We start from the raw sequence: 16,590 nt of genomic DNA, 5'->3' as shown, positions 1-16,590 counted from the left end.
GGACCCTATCGGTTCACCTTCCGGGCGAGGGGCTCACTCGGCGGTGGTGACGGCGGGGTGGAGGTCGGCCTCCGGGGGCTGCCAGGTGTCCGGGTCGGCCGGGGTCTGGTCGCCGCTGCGCAGATCCTTCACCTCGCCGCCCTCGAGTCCGCCGAACCAGATGTACGGGATGCCGCGGCGATCGGCGTAGCGGATCTGCTTGCCGAACTTGTCCGCCTTGGGCGCGACCTCGGTCGGGATGCCGCGCCGGCGCAGCCGCCCGGCCACCTCGAACGCGGCGCTCCGGGTCTCTTCGGCGTCGACGGCGACCAAGATCGCGGTCGGCACCGAGCGGGACGCGATGATCTTGCCCTCGGCGAGCAGCGGCACCAGCAGCCGGGTCACGCCGATGGACAGGCCGACGCCCGGATAGGTAGTGCGGCCGTCGGTGGCCAGGGCCTCGTAGCGGCCGCCGGAGGAGATCGAGCCGAGCCTCGGGTAGCCGACCAGCTCGGTCTCGTAGACGGTGCCGGTGTAGTAGTCCAGCCCGCGGGCGATCTTGAGATCGGCGATCAGCCGGCCGGGCACTGAGCGCTTGGCCGCGCCGACCACCTCCACCAGCCGCTCCAGCCCGAGCTCGAGTTGATCATGCTTGACGCCCAGCTCGGCGACTCGGTCGGCGAAGGACTCGTCGGCACTGTTGATCTCCGCCAACCGCAGGCAGGAGTCGGCCTGGGCCGCGGACAGCCCGGCCTCCTTGATCAACAAGTCGCGGACCGCTTCCGGGCCGATCTTGTCCAGCTTGTCGACCAGCCGGAGCACGTCGGTCGGATCCTCGATGTCCAGGCCGAGATAGAAGCCCTGGGCCAGCCGGCGGTCGCTGACCCGCATCAGAACCGGCGGCAGCCCGAGCTCGTCGTGCAGCCGTTCCAGTGCTTCGAGCGTGACCAGGGCGACCTCAACGTCGTGGTGCCCCGCCAGTTCGCCGGCGTCGACGATGTCGATGTCGGCCTGGGTGAACTCGCGGTAGCGCCCCTCCTGCGGTCGCTCGCCGCGCCATACCTTCTGGATCTGGTAGCGGCGGAACGGGAACTGCAGCGCGTGGCTGTGCTCCAGCACGTAACGGGCAAATGGGACGGTCAGGTCGAAGTGCAGCCCGAGGTCGGCCGGAGCGTCTGTGGCCGCGGCCAGCCGGCGGACCGCGTACACCTCCTTGTCGATCTCCCCACCCTTGGCCAGCCGGTCGATCGGCTCGACCGAGCGGGTCTCGACCGAGCCGAACCCGTGCAGTTCGAAGGTCTGCCGCAGCCGGTCGAGGACGTGCTGCTCGACGATCCGCTGGCTCGGGGTGAACTCGGGGAATCCCGACAGCGGCTTGGGGCGGCTCACGACGGCTCCTCCACTTCCTGGTGCAGATAGTCCGGTTGCAGGTACGGGTTGGCGGCGCGTTCCCGCGCCATCGTCGTCTGGGACCCGTGGCCGGGCAGCACCGCCGCGGAATCGGGCAGGCCGGCCATCGTGGTCCGCAGCGTCTCCAGCATGTTGGCTGGATTACCGCGGGGCAAATCAGTTCTTCCGATCGAACCGGCGAACAGGACGTCGCCGCTGAAGATCAGCTCGGTGATCGGCTCACCGCCGGTCGCCGGCCCGGGATCCTGGTAGGGCGTCCGCAGCAGCATCGAGCCCGGGGTGTGCCCCGGCGCGGCGACGACCGTGAGCTCGAAGCCGGCCAGCGTCGGTCGGTCGCCGTCGGCCAGCGTCTCCACCCGGTCCGGCTCGACGAACTCGGTCCGGTAGCCGGCCTCGCCGAGCATCGTGTCGACGCCGGGCGGCATCGCGGCGAACGGGTCGGCCAGCAGATCGCGGTCGGCGCCGTTGATCCAGCACGGCACCTCGTACGCGGCGCACAGCTCGGCGACCGAGTAGGTGTGGTCGAGGTGTCCGTGGCTGGCGATCACCGCGACCGGACGCAGCCGATGCTCGGCGACCACGGAACGTACGTCGTCGGCGGCGTCGACGCCCGGGTCGAGAATCAGGCATTCCGCACCGGGCCCGGCCGCGACCAGAAAGCAGTTGGCCTGCCACGGCCCGGCAGGGAAGGATGCGATCAACACATCCGCGACACTATCGGGCAGGATGGATCCATGAGCCCCGACGCTGACCCCGCTGCTTTTGGACGAGTCGACGCCGACGGCACCGTGTACGTCCGCACCGAGACCGGCGAACGCAGCGTCGGTCAGGTGCCGGACACCGATCCCGCCGAGGCCTTGCAGTTCTTCGTCCGCCGGTTCACCGCCCTGGAACTGGAGGTGTCCCTGCTCGAACGCCGGATCGCCTCCGGGACGCTGTCGCCGGACGACGCCACGACGTCGATCAAGACCGTCCGCACCGCCGTCACCGACGCCAACGCCGTCGGCAACCTGGAAGGCCTGCTGGCCCGGCTGACGGCATTGGAACCGGTGTTGTCCGAGCAGCGCGCCGTCCGTAAGGCCGAGCGGGCCAAGCAGCAGGACGAAGCCCGCGGCGCCAAGGAGCGCTGCGTCGCCGAGGCCGAGAAGCTGGCCGGCGGCAACGACTGGCGCGGCGGCGTGAACCGGTTCCGGACGCTGCTCGAGGAATGGAAGCAGCTGCCCCGGCTCGACCGGTCCAGCGACGGCGAGCTGTGGCATCGCTTCTCCTCCGCCCGGACCACGTACACCCGGCGGCGGAAGGCGCACTTCGCCCAGCAGGCCGAGCAGCGCGACTCGGCCCGGGTGATCAAGGAACGTCTGGTCAAGTCCGCGGAGGCGCTGGCCGGCTCGACCGAGTGGGGCGACACTACCCGGGAACTGCGCGGGCTGATGGCGGAATGGAAGGCCGCCGGCCCCGCCCCGCGCGAGATCGACGACGCGCTGTGGAAGCAGTTCCGGGCGGCGCAGGACCAGTTCTTCGACGCCAAGCAGGCCGCGTTCGCCGCCCAGGACAGCGAGTTCCGGGACAACCAGGCGAAGAAGGAAGAGCTGCTCCTCGAGGCCGAGAAGCTGGTCCCGGTGAAGGATCTCGGGTCGGCCCGGTCCGCGTACCGCGAGATCGCCGACCGGTGGAACGACATCGGCAAGGTCCCCCGCGAGGCGATGCGGACCCTGGACAACCGGATGCGAGCCGTCGAATCGGCGATCAAGCAGGCCGAGGACGACCGCTGGCGCCGGACCAACCCGGAGACCCGGGCCCGCGCCGAGGACACCGCCGCCAAGCTCGAGGCCCAGATCCACGAGCTGGAGACCAAGGCGGCCAAGGCCGAGGCCCGCGGCGACGCCCGCGCCGCCCGGGACGCCTCGAACTCCGCCGAGACCTACCGCCAGTGGCTGGAGCAGGCCCGCAAAGCCGCCAGCGACTACAGCGGCTGATTCTCTCCGACTTGTCAGAACTGAGTTGTGCCATGGGGCAACTCAGTTCTGACAACTCGGCTGGGTGCGGCGGGTCGGGCCGGTGATCGAATCGGGGCTGAGCTATCCGGAGGTCGGAGCGACCGAAGGTGTGCTTCCGGCCGGATATCGGCACCTGCGCCGAGCCGCCGTGATCGGGCACGGGCCCGACTTCTTCCGCCGGGCCGGGGAGTTGGTGCTCGGCTGGGAGGTGCAACGGCGGTCCGGTTTGATCGTCCGAGCACCCGGCCCGGTCCGGGACGGGCTGGACGCCGAGTTGATCATCGCGGTGGGTCCGCTGCGGGTCCGGGCGCCGCTGCGCGTGGTGTATCTGATCACCGAGCCGCGTCGGATCGGGTTCGGCTACGGGACCAGGATTGGCCACCCGGAGCGGGGCGAGGAGTCGTTCATCGTGACCCTCGGCGACGATGACGCGGTGCGGATGGTGATCACTGCCTTCTCCCGTCCGGCTTCCCGACTGGCCCGCCTCGGCGGCCCGCTCACCCACCTGGTCCAGCACCACTACACGGAGCGCTACCTCCGCTCCCTCGCCTCCTGAATCCACGCGTCCGCTGCGATCGGCTCAGGTGAGCGGGAGATACATGACGTGCAGGCCGACGAGGCCGTGCTCGCGGTGGTCGAAGGCGTCCGGGACCGTGCCGATGATCTTGAAGCCGAGCCGCTGCCACAGGTGCACTGCGGCCGCGTTGGTCTCGACCACCGCGTTGAACTGGATCCCGCGGAACCCGTTCCGCCGGTGCCAGTCGATCATGTATTCGGCAAGTGCCCGGCCCACGCCGCGGCCGCTCCGAGCGGGGTCGACCATGAAGCTCGCGGTGCCGATGTGGCTGCCGGCCCCGGGCCGGTTCGGCCCCATCTTGGCGCTGCCCAGCACATGATCACCCTCGACCGCGACCACCACGTGATCGGGCGGCGGCTGCAGCCACAGCCCGCGCGCTCGCTCCGACGTCAGGTCGAGTGGATAGGCGTACGTCTCCCGGGCCTGAACGATCGTGTCGAAGAACGGCCAGATCTGCGGCCAGTCCGCGGCGGTCGCGGTCCGGATCTGCATGGTGTCCCGAGTCGTCACGAGGTGACCGTACCGCGGCCTTCCGTGGCGGTCACTCCCCCGGATCGAGTCGATCGATCCCCTGGTCGATGACGTCGAGGAAGGTCAGGGCGGCATGAGGTGAGGCGAAGTTGAGCTCGTTGTCGACCGCCATCAACCGACCGGACCGGACGGCGGGCAGTCCGGACCACACCGGGTTGTTCCTGATCTTGCCGAGCTCGGCCTTCGCGTCCCGCTGCGGCGACACGGCGATCATGATCAGATCCACATCGTCCAGATCGGCGATCCGCTCCGGGGCCAGCGTCGTCCAGTCCTTCCCCACCGCCGACGGTGAGCTGATCCCGACCTCCTCGAAGAGCTGCGGGTTCAGCTTGGTCGGCGCCGATCCGTTGAACCCGCCGCCACCGTCGTCGGTGATCACCCCGTAGGCGAACACCGGCGGCCGGTCCAGAGCCGCGACTCGGGACTTCACCTCCGCCGTCCGGTCCGCGACCTGCCGGAGGAACGTGTCGGCCTCCTGCTGCCGACCGAACGCCGCGGCGAGAGCCGTGAAGTCGTCGCGCCAGTCACCGTCGAAACCGTCGTAGGTGAAGGTCGGGGCGATGGCGGCCAGCTTGTCGTGGTCGGCGCCGCCCTCGTATCCGAGACCGTTGATGATCACGTCCGGTTGGATCGCGGCGACCTTCTCGTACTGGATCTCCGGGTAGTTCTTCATCGGCTCGATGCCGGCGAGCCCGGCCTGCGGGAAGAAGGCCGGGAAGCCGACGGCGCTGCTGGCGATGCTCTGGACCGGCGCCAGACCCAGCCCGAGTGTCATGGCGTAGTCGACGTCGGTGCTGTAGACACCGAACACCCGCTGCGGACTGCCGGGGATCTCGACCTGCCGCCCGGTCGGGTCGGTGACGGTCCGCGGCTGGTCCGCGCTCGCGGGGTCCGACACCGGTTGCGACTGACAGGAGGTGAGCGCCACAACCATCACCAGCAGCGCCAGGGTCGCGGCTCCGAGGCGGCGCCCGAGTTCGTTGGTCACGTTAGGTAAGGCTAACGTAACTAGCAGGCCGCGGGCTACTGGTTGATGCGGTAGACGTCGAAGACCGAAGGCACGCCGCGGACGGCGCGGAGGACGTGGTCGAGGTGCGTGGGGTCGGCGGTCTCGAAGGTGAAGCGGGCCTTGCAGATCCGGTCCTTCGTCGTCGACAGAGTGGCCGACATGATGTTGACGTGCTGGTCGGAGAGCGACCGGGTGATGTCGGAGAGGAGCCGGTTCCGGTCCAGGGCTTCGACCTGGATCGCGACCAGGAAGGAGCTCTTGGCGGTCGGCTGCCAGCTGACGTTGACCAGGCGTTCCGGCTCGGCCTGCAGGGCACCGGTGTTGACGCAGTCGGTCCGGTGCACCGAAACCCCGGCGCCCTTGGTGACGAAGCCGACGATGTCGTCACCCGGCAACGGCGTGCAGCACTTGGCCAACTTGACCAGCAGGTCGCTGGCGCCGTCGACCTCGATGCCGCAGTCGTTGCCCGAGGTGCTGGTCCGGCGCCGCCGGCCGGTGACGACCTGGTCCTCGCCGGCCTCGTCGGCGGCGGCGTCGTCGCCGCCTTCGACGCTGATCAGCCGATTCAGTACGGCCTGGGCACCGACGGTGCCCTCGCCCACGGCCGCATAGAGCGATGAGACGTCGGGCATCTTGAAGAAGCCGGCGACGGCGGTCAGGTGCTCGAAGGTCAGCAGTCGCTGCAGCGGCAGTCCGCCCTTGCGGAGTTGCTTCGCCAGGGCCTCCTTGCCGATCTCGATCGACTCCTCCCGGCGCTCCAGGGTGAAGTGGTGTCTGATCTTGTTCTTCGCCCGCGGACTCTTGACGAAGGTCAGCCAGTCCCGGCTCGGGCCGGCGCCGGCGGCCTTGGAGGTGAAGACCTCCACCACGTCGCCGTTCGCCAGTACGGACTCCAGCGGCACCAGCCGGCCGTTCACCCGGGCGCCGATGGTCTTGTTGCCCACCTCGGTGTGCACCGCGTACGCGAAGTCGACCGGAGTCGCGCCCTGCGGCAGCGAGATCACGTCGCCCTTCGGCGTGAACGCGTACACCTCCGAGGTGTTGATCTCGAACCGCAGCGAGTCGAGGAACTCGCCCGGGTCGGCGGTCTCACGCTGCCAGTCGAGCAACTGCCGGACCCACATCAGGTCGCTGCCGTCACCCTTGACCGGGCCGGGCGAGCCCTTGCCCTCCTTGTACTTCCAGTGGGCGGCGACACCGTATTCGGCCCGGCGGTGCATCTCGTCGGTCCGGATCTGCAGCTCGACCGGCTTGCCCTGCGGGCCGAGCACGGTGGTGTGCAGCGATTGGTACATGTTGAACTTCGGCATCGCGATGTAGTCCTTGAACCGGCCGGGCAGCGGGTTCCAGCGGACGTGCATCACGCCCAGCGCGGCGTAACAGTCGCGCGGGCTGTCGACCAGGATGCGCAGGCCGACCAGATCGTAGATGTCGTTGAACTCCCGGCCGCGAACCACCATCTTCTGGTAGATCGAGTAGTAGTGCTTCGGCCGGCCGGTGACGGTCGCCTTGATCTTGGCTTCCTTGAGGTCGGCCTCGACCTGGTTGATCACCTCGGACAGGAATTCGTCCCGGCTCGGGGCGGCCCGGCCGACCAACCGCACCACCTCGTCGTACACCTTCGGGTGCAGGGTGGCGAAGCAGAGGTCCTCGAGCTCCCACTTGATCGTGTTCATGCCGAGCCGGTGCGCCAGCGGCGCGTAGATCTCGAGCGTCTCCGACGCGGTCCGGGTCTGCTTGTCCGGCCGGACGTAGTGCAGGGTGCGCATGTTGTGCAGCCGGTCCGCGAGCTTGATCACCAGCACCCGGATGTCCCGGCTCATCGCGATCACCATCTTGCGGATGGTCTCCGACTTCGCCGAGTCGCCGTACTTGACCTTGTCCAGCTTGGTGCAGCCGTCGACCAGCAGCGCGATCTCCTCGCCGAAGTCGCGGCTCAGCTGGGACAGCGTGTACGGCGTGTCCTCGACCGTGTCGTGCAACAGCGCTGCGCACAGCGTCGACTCGGTCATGCCGAGCTCGGCCAGGATCGTGGTCACCGCGAGCGGGTGGGTGATGTAGGCGTCGCCGCTCTTCCGCAGCTGCCCGGTGTGCATCCGTTCCGCCGTCCGGTACGCGCGAGCGATCAGCGCCAGGTCGGCCTTCGGATGGTTGGCCTTGATCACCGCGAACAGCGGGTCGAGCACCGGGGTCGAGCTGCGGCCGCCGCTGCCGAACCGGGCCAGTCGTTGCCGCATCCGGACCCGCGGCTGCTCCGGACCGGTGGTCAGCCGGACCGGCACGGCCGCGCTGGCCGGGCCGGGATCGGGGCTCTCGCCCTTGCCACCGGACCGGCCTTTGCCGTTGGATCGGCCGTTGCGGCCCTGGTCGACTTCGTCGATCGGCGGCCGGACGACCGGCGTCAACGGCGACGGAGGACGGGAGGAGCCGGGGGCCTGCCGGGCACGGCGAGGCGCTGGACCGCTGTCCGGTCCCTGGTCGACAGCCGGATCAACGGCCGTCCGCGGGTCGCTCACGCGATCACCCCCTCACCATGTGCGCCCAGTTTAGGGGTCAGGCCGTGGCGGTGGTAAACCGCTCCAGCTCCCACACCGCGCTGAACGTACTTCATCCTTCACACAACCAGAACGCCCAGCCTCCCCCGACACATTCCCCCTGACAACCCCCAACCCCGAGTTGTCAGACTCTCACCACGCCAGAGCATGGTGAGAGTCTGACAACTCGGGGGGTTAGAGGTCGGAGGGTTTTTCGTTGGCGAGTTCTTGCTCGGCGCGGCGGACCACGACGACCTGGTCGCCGGTCTGGAGGCTGGCGACGGTGGGGTCGTAGAAGCGGCGCAGGGTCTTGTTCCGGACCACAGCGACCACGTGCTCGGAGCGGATGTCGGCGGGCTGCTGGCCCACCTCCTCGGCGGTGACCTGGCGTTCGGCGACCTCAAGGCCCTCCCGGGACGACAGCAGGTCCTCGATCACGGTGCCCAGGTTGGGGCTGACCGCGGACAGGCCGAGCAGGCGGCCGACCGCTTCGGAGGAGGTGACCACGGCGTCGCCGCCGGACTGCCGGACCAGCGAGGCGTTGTCCTCCTCGCGCACCGCCACCACGACGTGGGCGGACGGATTGAGCTGCCGTACGGTGAGCGTGACCAGGATCGCCGAGTCGTCCCGGTCCAGCGTGATGATCACTTCGCGGGCCTTGACGATCTCGGCCCGGCGCAGGATGTCCCGGCGGGTCGCGTCACCCTCGATCGCCGCGTAGCCGCGCAGGTTGGCGTCGCCGATCGCCGAGGCCCGACCGTCGATGACGACGATCTTGGACGGGTCGCACCCGTTCATCTCCAGCGTGTCGACGGCGCTGCGGCCTTTGGTGCCGAAGCCGACGACCACGACGTGGTTACGCATGTGTCTCCTCCACCGTCCGTCCAAGAAGATCCGCCGGCCCTCGGTGGCCAGCACCTGCAGCGTCGTCCCGACCAACAGCACCAGGAACATCACCCGGAGCGGCGTGATCAGGATCGCGTTCAGCAATCTCGAGTGCGGCTCGACCGGGGTGATGTCGCCGTAGCCGGTGGTCGTGACGGTGACGGTCGAATAGTAGATCGCGTCGATCAGCGACACCTGACCGTCGAGGTTGTCGGTGTAGGCATCCCGGTCGAACCAGACCAGCGCCACCGAGGCGGCCAGCAGCAGAGCCGCCAGGGCGATCCGCTGGGTCAGCTGGCGGGCCGGCGACGGGCGGGTGTCCGGCAGGCTGACCAGCGCCTGGTTGTGCGGACCCCGCCGGTTGAGCCGGACCCACTTGCGGCCGAAAGCTCCGCCCATCAGGCGCCCGTCGACCGGTGCGAGCTCGGGGTGCTCATGGCTCCGGGTAGTTCAGCACCGAGACGACATCGACCACGCCGCGTTCGGCGAGCTTCTGCCGCCCGCCGAGGAACTCGAGCTCGATCAACACGGTGACGCCGACCAACTCGGCCCCGACCGATCTGATCAGCTCGGCCGCCGCGCCGATGGTGCCGCCGGTGGCGAGGACGTCGTCGACCAGCAGCACCCGGTCCCCCGGGCTGAGTGCGTCGCGGTGGATCGCCAGTGACTCCGAGCCGTACTCCAGCTCGTACTTGGTCTCGACGATCTCGGCGGGCAGCTTGCCGGGCTTGCGGACCGGCACGAAACCGGCACCGAGGGACAACGCGACCGGGCTGGCGAAGACGAAGCCGCGGGCCTCGACCCCGAGCACGGTGTCGATCTCCGACGGCGACAGCCGGACCATCGCCTCGACCGCCTTGGCCAGGCCGCCGGGGGACGCGATCAGTGGCGTGATGTCCTTGAACTTCACGCCGGGCACCGGGAAGTCCGGCACCTCACGGATCAGCCCCGCCAGCTGCTCCTTGGTTTGGTCGGTGACGAGGGTGGTCACGATTTCCTCCGCTGGCTCCTTGGCTTGTGCTGCGGCTGTGGCCGCTTCGCCGCGGCATCGGACAGCGGCCGGGTCACCCGCGCGGGCGGGGTCGAGGCCGAACCGACCGAGATCGGGATCGACGGCGAACTCGAGGATTCGGCGGCCTCGTCGGCCGACCCTTCGCCCCGTTCGGCCAACTCGGCGTTGGTCGGTTCCGCGGTCGATTCCGGTTCGCTCGTCGCGTCGGCCCTGACTCCGGCCGGCTTTGACGCGCTCTTCGAACCGTCGGCCGGGGCGGCGGCCTTCTCCTGCTTGGACCGGCGGGCGGCGACCCGCGCGGCCAGCTTCTTCATCTCCGGCTCCCGCTCCTTGAGCTGGGCCAGCAGCGGGGTGGCGATGAAGATCGAGGAGTACGCGCCCGAGACCATGCCCACGAACAGGGCCAGCGACAGGTCCTTCAGCGGCCCGACGCCGAGGATGAACGCACCGGCGAAGAGCAGCGCCGCCACCGGCAGCACGCCGATCACCGTGGTGTTGATGGACCGCACCAGCACCTGGTTGACCGCCAGGTTGGCCGCCTCGGAGTAGGTCTTGGTGTTGCTCGACTTGATGTCGCGGACGTTCTCCCGGACCTTGTCGAAGACCACCACGGTGTCGTACAGCGAATAGCCGAGGATGGTCAGCATGCCGATCAGGGTCGCCGGGGTGACGGTGAACCCGCTCAGTGCATAGATACCGACGGTCAGGATCAGGTCGTGGATCAGCGCCGTGAGCGCGGTCAGCGACATCTTCCAGTTCCGGAAGTAGACGCCGATCATCAGCGACACCAGGGCGAGGAAGACGAACAGCGCGATCACGGCCTGCTGGGTGATCTGCTGACCCCAGGAGGCGCCGATCAGGCTGTACGTCACCTGGTCGCCGGGCACCCCGGCGATCTCGCCGATCGCCGCCCGGACCGCCGGCACCTCGGTCTCGGCGTCGAGCGTCCGGGTCTGCACCCGGACCGTGTTGTCGCCGATCGTGGTGACCTCGATGTCGTCCAGCTCGGGGACGCCCGAACCCTCGACCGCCTCCCGCACCTCGTCGACGGTCTGGGACGCGACCGGCATCGAGACCTGGAAGTCGGCGCCACCGACGAACTCGATGCCGAGGGTGAGCCCGCGGATCGGGATCGCCGCGAGGGAGATCACCAACAGCGCCGCGGAGATGATGTAGAAGAGCTTGCGCTTGCCGACGAAGTCGAAGGAGATGTCGCCGGTGTAGAGCTTGTGGCCGATCTCGCCGAGCCTGGTCATCTCAGGCCTCCTTCAGTGCCGCGTCGGCGGTGGCGGTCGCGGTGGCCGGTCGGCGCCGGCGGCCGCGGAGGCCGGGCAGCGCCGCGACGCCGAGGTGGTTCGGGTCGAGGCCGGACAGCTTGTGCCCGCCGCCGAAGAACTTGGTCCGCGCCAACAGGCTCATCAGCGGTTTGGTGAACAGGAACACGACCGCGACATCGATCAGGGTGGTCAGGCCGAGCGTGAATGCGAAGCCCTTCACCGCGCCGATGGCCAGGATGAACAAGATCACCGCCGACAGCATCGACACCGCGTCGGCGATCAGCACGGTCTGCCGGGCACGCAGCCAGCCGGTCTCGATCGACGTGCGCAGGCTGCGCCCGTCCCGGACCTCGTCTCGTATTCGTTCGAAGTAGATGACGAAGGAGTCCGCGGTGACACCGATGGCGACGATCGCGCCGGCGATGCCGGGCAGGTTCAGCGCGAAGCCGGCGGAGGCCCCGAGCAGCACCATGAACGCGTACGTGACGGCGGCCGCGACGATCAGCGAGGCCAGGACGACGATCGCCAGGCCGCGGTAGTAGAGGATCGCGAACGCCATCACCAGGATCAGGCCGATGATGCCGGCGATCAGGCCGGCCTGCAGCTGTTCGCCGCCGAGGGTCGCGGAGACGTTGTCCACCGAGGACACCTCGAACGCCAGCGGCAGCGCACCGTACTTGAGGATGTTGGCCAGCTCGCTGGCCGTGGCCTGGTTGAAGCTGCCCTCGATCTGCGCCCGGCCGTCCAGGATCGGGCCGTTGTTCAGGCCCGGCGCGGAGACGACCTGGCTGTCCAGCACGATCGCGAAGCGGTTCATCGGGTCGCTCTGCCCGTACAGGTGCTTGGTCGCGGCCGCGAACTGTTCGCCACCCTGCTGGTTGAACTGCAGGTTGACGACCCACTTGATGTCGTTCTGCGGGATCCCGGCGGAGGCGGTGGTCAGCTTGTCGCCGGTGATCAGGGTCGGGCCGAGCAGATACTTCTCGGTCTTCTCCCGGTTGCAGCTCATCAGCGGCTGGTCGGCGACGTCGGGGAACTCGTCGCCGCACTGGAAGGTCGCGAACTCGGCCTGGTCGACCTGGCTCGGCTGCCAGGTCAGCGCCTTGTCCTCCGGCGTTCCCTTGCCGGCCTCGGTCGGCCGCGGCGTCTTCGGCGGCGGCGGGGCCGTAGGGAGCTGCGGCGCCGGCCGGCCGTTTCCGGTCGCGGTCGGCGTCGGGCTCGGCGAACCACTGGCCGACGGCGACGGCGAGCCGCTCGGCGCGGGTGACCCGCTCGGCGTCGGAGTCGGTTCCGGCTCCGGGGCCTGGACCGCCTCGGCCGCGAACACCGCCCGGAACCGCAGCACGGCCGTCTGACCGACCAGCCGAACCAGTTCGTCCTGCTGGACGTTCGGCACGGCCACCGTGATCTGGTTGCCGTTGGCCGTGGTCACCTCGGTCTCACCGACGCCGAGGCTGTCCACCCGGTTCTGGATGATCGTCTGAGCCAGTTTCAGGCTTTCCTCACTGACCGCACCGTCGCCGGTGATGTTGCTCGCGGTCAGCGTGATCGTCGTTCCACCCCGCAGGTCGAGACCGAGTTTCGGCGTCCAGGTCTGGTTGATCGCCATCAGCCCGAAGAGGGCGGCGACCAGAACACCGAAAACGATCAAGATACGGCCCGGGTGGCCGCTGTTCGATGGCACGTGCTGCTAATTCCTTACCGAGTGGGTACGCGCGTCCCGGCGGGGCTGCGCGCTGGTCCGTCGAGTGCTGCTATTCCTTCGAGGACGTCTCGTCCTTGGCCGCCTTCTCCTTGGCAGCCGCGTCCTCGTCGGCGGTGGCAACGGGGGCGTCCTGGCCCGCGTCGTCGACCGCGGGATCCACGGCCTGCTGATCCCCGTTCAGCTGGCCGGCGGTCGTCGTGTTGTCGTCGTTCTGCGGGATCGAGTACTCGCGCCAGGTCTGCTCCCCCGGCTCGTCCTTCGCGTCGGCGTCGGCGAGCTCGGACTCCTTCAGATCGAGCGTGGACGCCGGCTCGGCCGGCTCCGGGACGACATCGGTGACGGTCTCCGGGTTGTCCTCGTCCTCGGGGCCGGCGACACGCACGATGGCCTGCTTCAGCACAGTCAGCTCGTTTCCGGGCGACAGCTCCAGCACGGCCTGCTTGTCCCCGATCCGGAGGATGGTGCCGAACACGCCGCTGCCGAGGAGCACCTTGGTGCCCGGTTGCAGCTGGTTGAGCGTCTCCTGCTGCTTCTGCTGCCGCTTCCGTTGCGGCCGGATCATCAGGAAGTAGAACGCTACGACCATGAGCCCGATCAGGACGATCGTCATGACTGGCGAATTGGGGTCCATGTCTCCACAAATCAACTTCGGGGCGCAGGGTTGCGGGTCCACGCCGAATGGGCGCCGGCAAGCGCCGACCGCCGTACTCTACCCAGTCTGCCTGGGAACAGACAGACGCCCGCGGCGTGAGTCGGCATTCGGCTCCGGCGACGGACGCCGGATCCCGCGCCGGGGCGGTCGATTCACTGGCTGAACAGGTCGGGCAGCTCGTCGACGATGCCCCGGGCGCCGGCCGGCACGGTCAGGCCGAGGTGCTTCCAGGCGGCGGCGGTGGCGACCCGGCCGCGCGGGGTCCGCATCAGGAATCCCTCCCGGACCAGGAACGGCTCGGCCACCTCCTCGACCGTTTCCGCCTCCTCGCCGACCGAGATGGCCAGCGTGGACAGGCCGACCGGGCCGCCGCCGAACCGGCGGCAGATCGCGTCCAGCACCGCACGGTCCAGCCGGTCCAGCCCGAGCGCGTCGACCTCGTACAGCTCCAGCGCGGCGCGGGCGACGTCCCGGGTGACCACGCCGTCGGCCCGGACCTGGGCGAAGTCGCGGACCCGGCGGAGCAGCCGGTTGGCGATCCGGGGTGTGCCGCGGGACCGGGACGCGATCTCGGCGGCCGCGTCCGGCTTCACCACGACGCCGTACAGGGTCGACGACCGGTTGACGATCCGCTCCAGCGCATCGTCGGCGTAGTAGTCGAGCTGCGCAGTGAACCCGAACCGGTCCCGCAGCGGCCCCGGCAGCAGGCCGGCCCGGGTGGTCGCGCCGACCAGGGTGAAGCGCGGGATCTCGATCGGGATCGCGGTCGCGCCCGGACCCTTGCCGACCACCACGTCGACCCGGAAGTCCTCCATCGCCAGATAGAGCATCTCCTCGGCCGGCCGGGACATCCGGTGGATCTCGTCGAGGAAGAAGACCTCGCCCTCCACCAGCCCGGACAGGATCGCCGCGAGGTCACCGGCGTGCTGGATCGCGGGGCCGGACGAGATCCGGATCGGGGTGCTCAGCTCATTGGCGATGATCATGGCCAGCGTCGTCTTGCCCAGCCCGGGTGGGCCGGACAGCAACACGTGATCGGGTACGGCACCGCGGTGGCGGGCGGCGTCGAGGACCAGGCTCAGCTGATCCGAAACCCGTCGCTGGCCGGTGAACTCGGCCAGCGATCCGGGCCGGACCGCGGACTCCAGGGTCCGCTCATCCGGCTCGGGATCAGGGTTGGTCAGATCGTCCTCGGTCACCCGGTCATTGTGTCAAGGGGTGCCCGAAGAAGTGACATGACGGCACTGGTCCACGGTGACTGATTGACGCGGCGCCCGGATCCTGTCGACGATGGATGCGTATACAACGACGTTGCCGATTGAGCCATCGCGGTGGGCTCGACGCCTTGGAGGCCAGATGCGCTCGACTCCTTCGTCCCCTCGGACCATGATCTTGGTGCTGTCTCTGCTGCTGACCCTGGTGCTGTCGCTCGCGGCAGTGATCACGCCGACGGCGGCCGACGCCGAGCCCACTGCCGCGGCCGCGCCGCCGCAGACCGTGCGCAACCCGCTGCGCGAGGGGGTCGCCGATCCGTGGCTGTTCGTCCACCAGGGCAGCTATTACCTGACGTACACGACGGTGGACCGGATCGTGCTGGTGCGGGCACAGTCCGTCGCCGAGCTGGCGACGGCGCCGTCGACGACGATCTGGCAGGACTCGGGCGCCGATCGGTGCTGCCACATCTGGGCACCGGAGATCCACTTCATCAACGGAAAGTTCTACGTCTACTACACCGCCCAGGAGAACAGCTCCGACTTCTCCAAGCACCGGATGTTCGTGCTGGAGAGCACAGGCTCGGACCCCATGGGGCCATATGCGTACAAGGCGAAACTCGCCACCCAGAACGACTTCTCCATCGACGGCACAGTGCTGACCATGCCCGACGGGTCGCTCTACCAGGTCTGGTCCGGCCATCTGAACGGCGGTCCGCAGAACCTCTACATCGCCCCGATGGGCAACCCGTGGACCTTGTCCGGTCCCCCGTCGCTGCTGTCCCAGGCGACGTATCCGTGGGAGACGCACGGCGCGATCAACGAGGGCCCGACGGCCCTGCGGCGCGGGAACAAGACCTACGTCGTCTTCTCCGGCAGCGGCTGCTCGACCGCGGATTACGCCCTCGGCACGCTGGAGTATCTGGGCGGAGACGTGGTCGACCAGGCGTCCTGGAAGAAGTCGACCACCGCGGTCTTCCAGCGCAACGACGCCAACTGGGTGTTCGGCCCGGGACACAACAGCTTCTTCACCTCTCCGGACGGCAGCGAGGTGTGGAGCGCCTACCACGCGGTGACCAGCTCCAGCGGCGCGCCGTACGGCAGCTGCGGCGGTGACCGGACCCTGCGGATCAACAAGGTGACCTTCGCCCCGGACGGCACGCCGGACTTCGGAGTCCCCTCCGCCAGTTGGCAGAACGTGGCCCTGCCGGCCGGGGATCCGGGGGCGGCTCCGGTCACCAACGGCACCTATCGGATCGCGCCGAAGAACATCCCGACCGGTGCGCTCGACGTGCTGGACTGCTCGGAGACCGAGGGCGCCCAGGTGTCGGTCTGGCAGGACGTCGCCAGCTCGTGCCAGCGGTGGCAGCTGACCAATCTCGACGACGGCACCGGGACGTACAAGATCATCAACACCGACAACGGCCTGGCTCTGCACGTCGCCGGTTGTTCGGCCGGCAACGGTGGCTCCGCGGTGCAGTTCCCCTACTCCGGCAGCGATTGCCAGCGGTGGTACGTCGACCGGCTGCCGGGTGGCTACGTCCGGATCTCGTCGAAGATCAGCGGCCGGTCGCTCGACGTAGTCGGCTGCGCGAACACGCCACGCGTCAACGTGGGGCTCTGGAACTACTGGCAGGGCGACTGCCAGAAGTGGCGGCTGAACCCGGTGTAGCCGAAGGTTCCGCCTCCCCGTTGGACACCTGGCGGATACTCAGGGCCATGAGCCGAGTTCTGAGGTTGGCCGGCAGCGTTGCCGGGCTCGTCCTTCTCTGTGCCGCCTGTGGGTTGCCCGCCGGCCCGGGCCGACCGGC

At 69.1% G+C, this 16,590-nt stretch carries 13 protein-coding genes and 1 pseudogene; 3 read left to right on the top strand and 11 right to left on the bottom strand.

What is annotated here, in order from left to right; genetic code table 11:
- Window positions 1-33 precede the first annotated feature (33 nt).
- Window positions 34-1,368 carry a histidine--tRNA ligase gene (hisS, locus tag FNH24_RS18175; RefSeq protein ID WP_152363628.1) on the bottom strand — a complete coding sequence of 445 codons (1,335 nt, stop codon included), beginning with the start codon at window positions 1,366-1,368 and terminating at the stop codon, window positions 34-36.
- The gene (locus FNH24_RS18170; RefSeq protein ID WP_152363627.1) at window positions 1,365-2,093 is read right to left on the bottom strand and encodes an MBL fold metallo-hydrolase; all 729 of its coding nucleotides are present in this window, start codon (window positions 2,091-2,093) and stop codon (window positions 1,365-1,367) included. The genes hisS and FNH24_RS18170 overlap by 4 nt, the downstream gene beginning before the upstream one ends.
- On the opposite strand from FNH24_RS18170, the pseudogene FNH24_RS18165 reads away from it, so the two are divergent.
- Together FNH24_RS18165 and FNH24_RS18160 are read left to right on the top strand one after the other, a co-directional pair.
- Window positions 2,086-3,365: pseudogene (locus FNH24_RS18165) on the top strand (DUF349 domain-containing protein). The gene FNH24_RS18170 and the pseudogene FNH24_RS18165 overlap by 8 nt on opposite strands.
- 82 nt (window positions 3,366-3,447) lie before the next feature.
- Window positions 3,448-3,942: a DUF1990 domain-containing protein gene (locus FNH24_RS18160; RefSeq protein WP_217428295.1), complete on the top strand. Its 495-nt coding sequence runs from the start codon at window positions 3,448-3,450 to the stop codon at window positions 3,940-3,942.
- Window positions 3,943-3,966: 24 nt separating this feature from the next.
- Here the strand turns inward: FNH24_RS18160 and FNH24_RS18155 are convergent, their stop codons facing one another.
- The 9 genes from FNH24_RS18155 to ruvB form a co-directional block, all read right to left on the bottom strand.
- Window positions 3,967-4,473, bottom strand: coding sequence for a GNAT family N-acetyltransferase (locus FNH24_RS18155; RefSeq protein WP_246186952.1), 507 nt, complete (start codon window positions 4,471-4,473; stop codon window positions 3,967-3,969).
- Between the two features lie 31 nt (window positions 4,474-4,504).
- On the bottom strand, window positions 4,505-5,482 hold the full coding sequence (locus FNH24_RS18150) for an ABC transporter substrate-binding protein (RefSeq protein WP_152363625.1): 978 nt from the start codon (window positions 5,480-5,482) through the stop codon (window positions 4,505-4,507).
- A gap of 35 nt (window positions 5,483-5,517) precedes the next feature.
- The gene (locus tag FNH24_RS18145; protein ID WP_175047896.1) at window positions 5,518-7,740 is read right to left on the bottom strand and encodes a RelA/SpoT family protein; all 2,223 of its coding nucleotides are present in this window, start codon (window positions 7,738-7,740) and stop codon (window positions 5,518-5,520) included.
- Window positions 7,741-8,232: 492 nt separating this feature from the next.
- Window positions 8,233-9,321, bottom strand: a complete 1,089-nt coding sequence (locus tag FNH24_RS18140) for a potassium channel family protein (RefSeq protein WP_152363623.1) — start codon at window positions 9,319-9,321, stop codon at window positions 8,233-8,235.
- A 34-nt stretch (window positions 9,322-9,355) separates the two neighbouring features.
- Window positions 9,356-9,913, bottom strand: a complete 558-nt coding sequence (locus FNH24_RS18135; protein WP_152363622.1) for an adenine phosphoribosyltransferase — start codon at window positions 9,911-9,913, stop codon at window positions 9,356-9,358.
- Complete coding sequence (gene secF / locus FNH24_RS18130; protein WP_152363621.1) at window positions 9,910-11,190, bottom strand: protein translocase subunit SecF; 1,281 nt, start codon at window positions 11,188-11,190, stop codon at window positions 9,910-9,912. The genes FNH24_RS18135 and secF overlap by 4 nt, the downstream gene beginning before the upstream one ends.
- A 1-nt stretch (window position 11,191) precedes the next feature.
- Window positions 11,192-12,895: a protein translocase subunit SecD gene (gene secD / locus FNH24_RS18125; RefSeq protein WP_217428294.1), complete on the bottom strand. Its 1,704-nt coding sequence runs from the start codon at window positions 12,893-12,895 to the stop codon at window positions 11,192-11,194.
- A gap of 70 nt (window positions 12,896-12,965) precedes the next feature.
- A complete protein-coding gene (gene yajC / locus FNH24_RS18120; protein ID WP_161606190.1) occupies window positions 12,966-13,526 on the bottom strand; it encodes a preprotein translocase subunit YajC in 561 nt (186 codons plus the stop codon).
- A gap of 194 nt (window positions 13,527-13,720) precedes the next feature.
- The gene (ruvB, locus tag FNH24_RS18115) at window positions 13,721-14,767 is read right to left on the bottom strand and encodes a Holliday junction branch migration DNA helicase RuvB (RefSeq protein WP_152363619.1); all 1,047 of its coding nucleotides are present in this window, start codon (window positions 14,765-14,767) and stop codon (window positions 13,721-13,723) included.
- Between the two features lie 187 nt (window positions 14,768-14,954).
- On the opposite strand from ruvB, the gene FNH24_RS18110 reads away from it, so the two are divergent.
- Window positions 14,955-16,451, top strand: a complete 1,497-nt coding sequence (locus FNH24_RS18110) for a family 43 glycosylhydrolase (RefSeq protein ID WP_161606189.1) — start codon at window positions 14,955-14,957, stop codon at window positions 16,449-16,451.
- Window positions 16,452-16,590: the final 139 nt, after the last annotated feature.

The sequence above is a fragment of the Microlunatus speluncae genome, from assembly GCF_009299835.1.
Lineage (GTDB): Bacteria > Actinomycetota > Actinomycetes > Propionibacteriales > Propionibacteriaceae > Microlunatus > Microlunatus speluncae.
The sequence above is the reverse complement of the archived record's forward strand: the minus strand, read 5'-3'. Positions and strand labels throughout refer to the sequence as shown.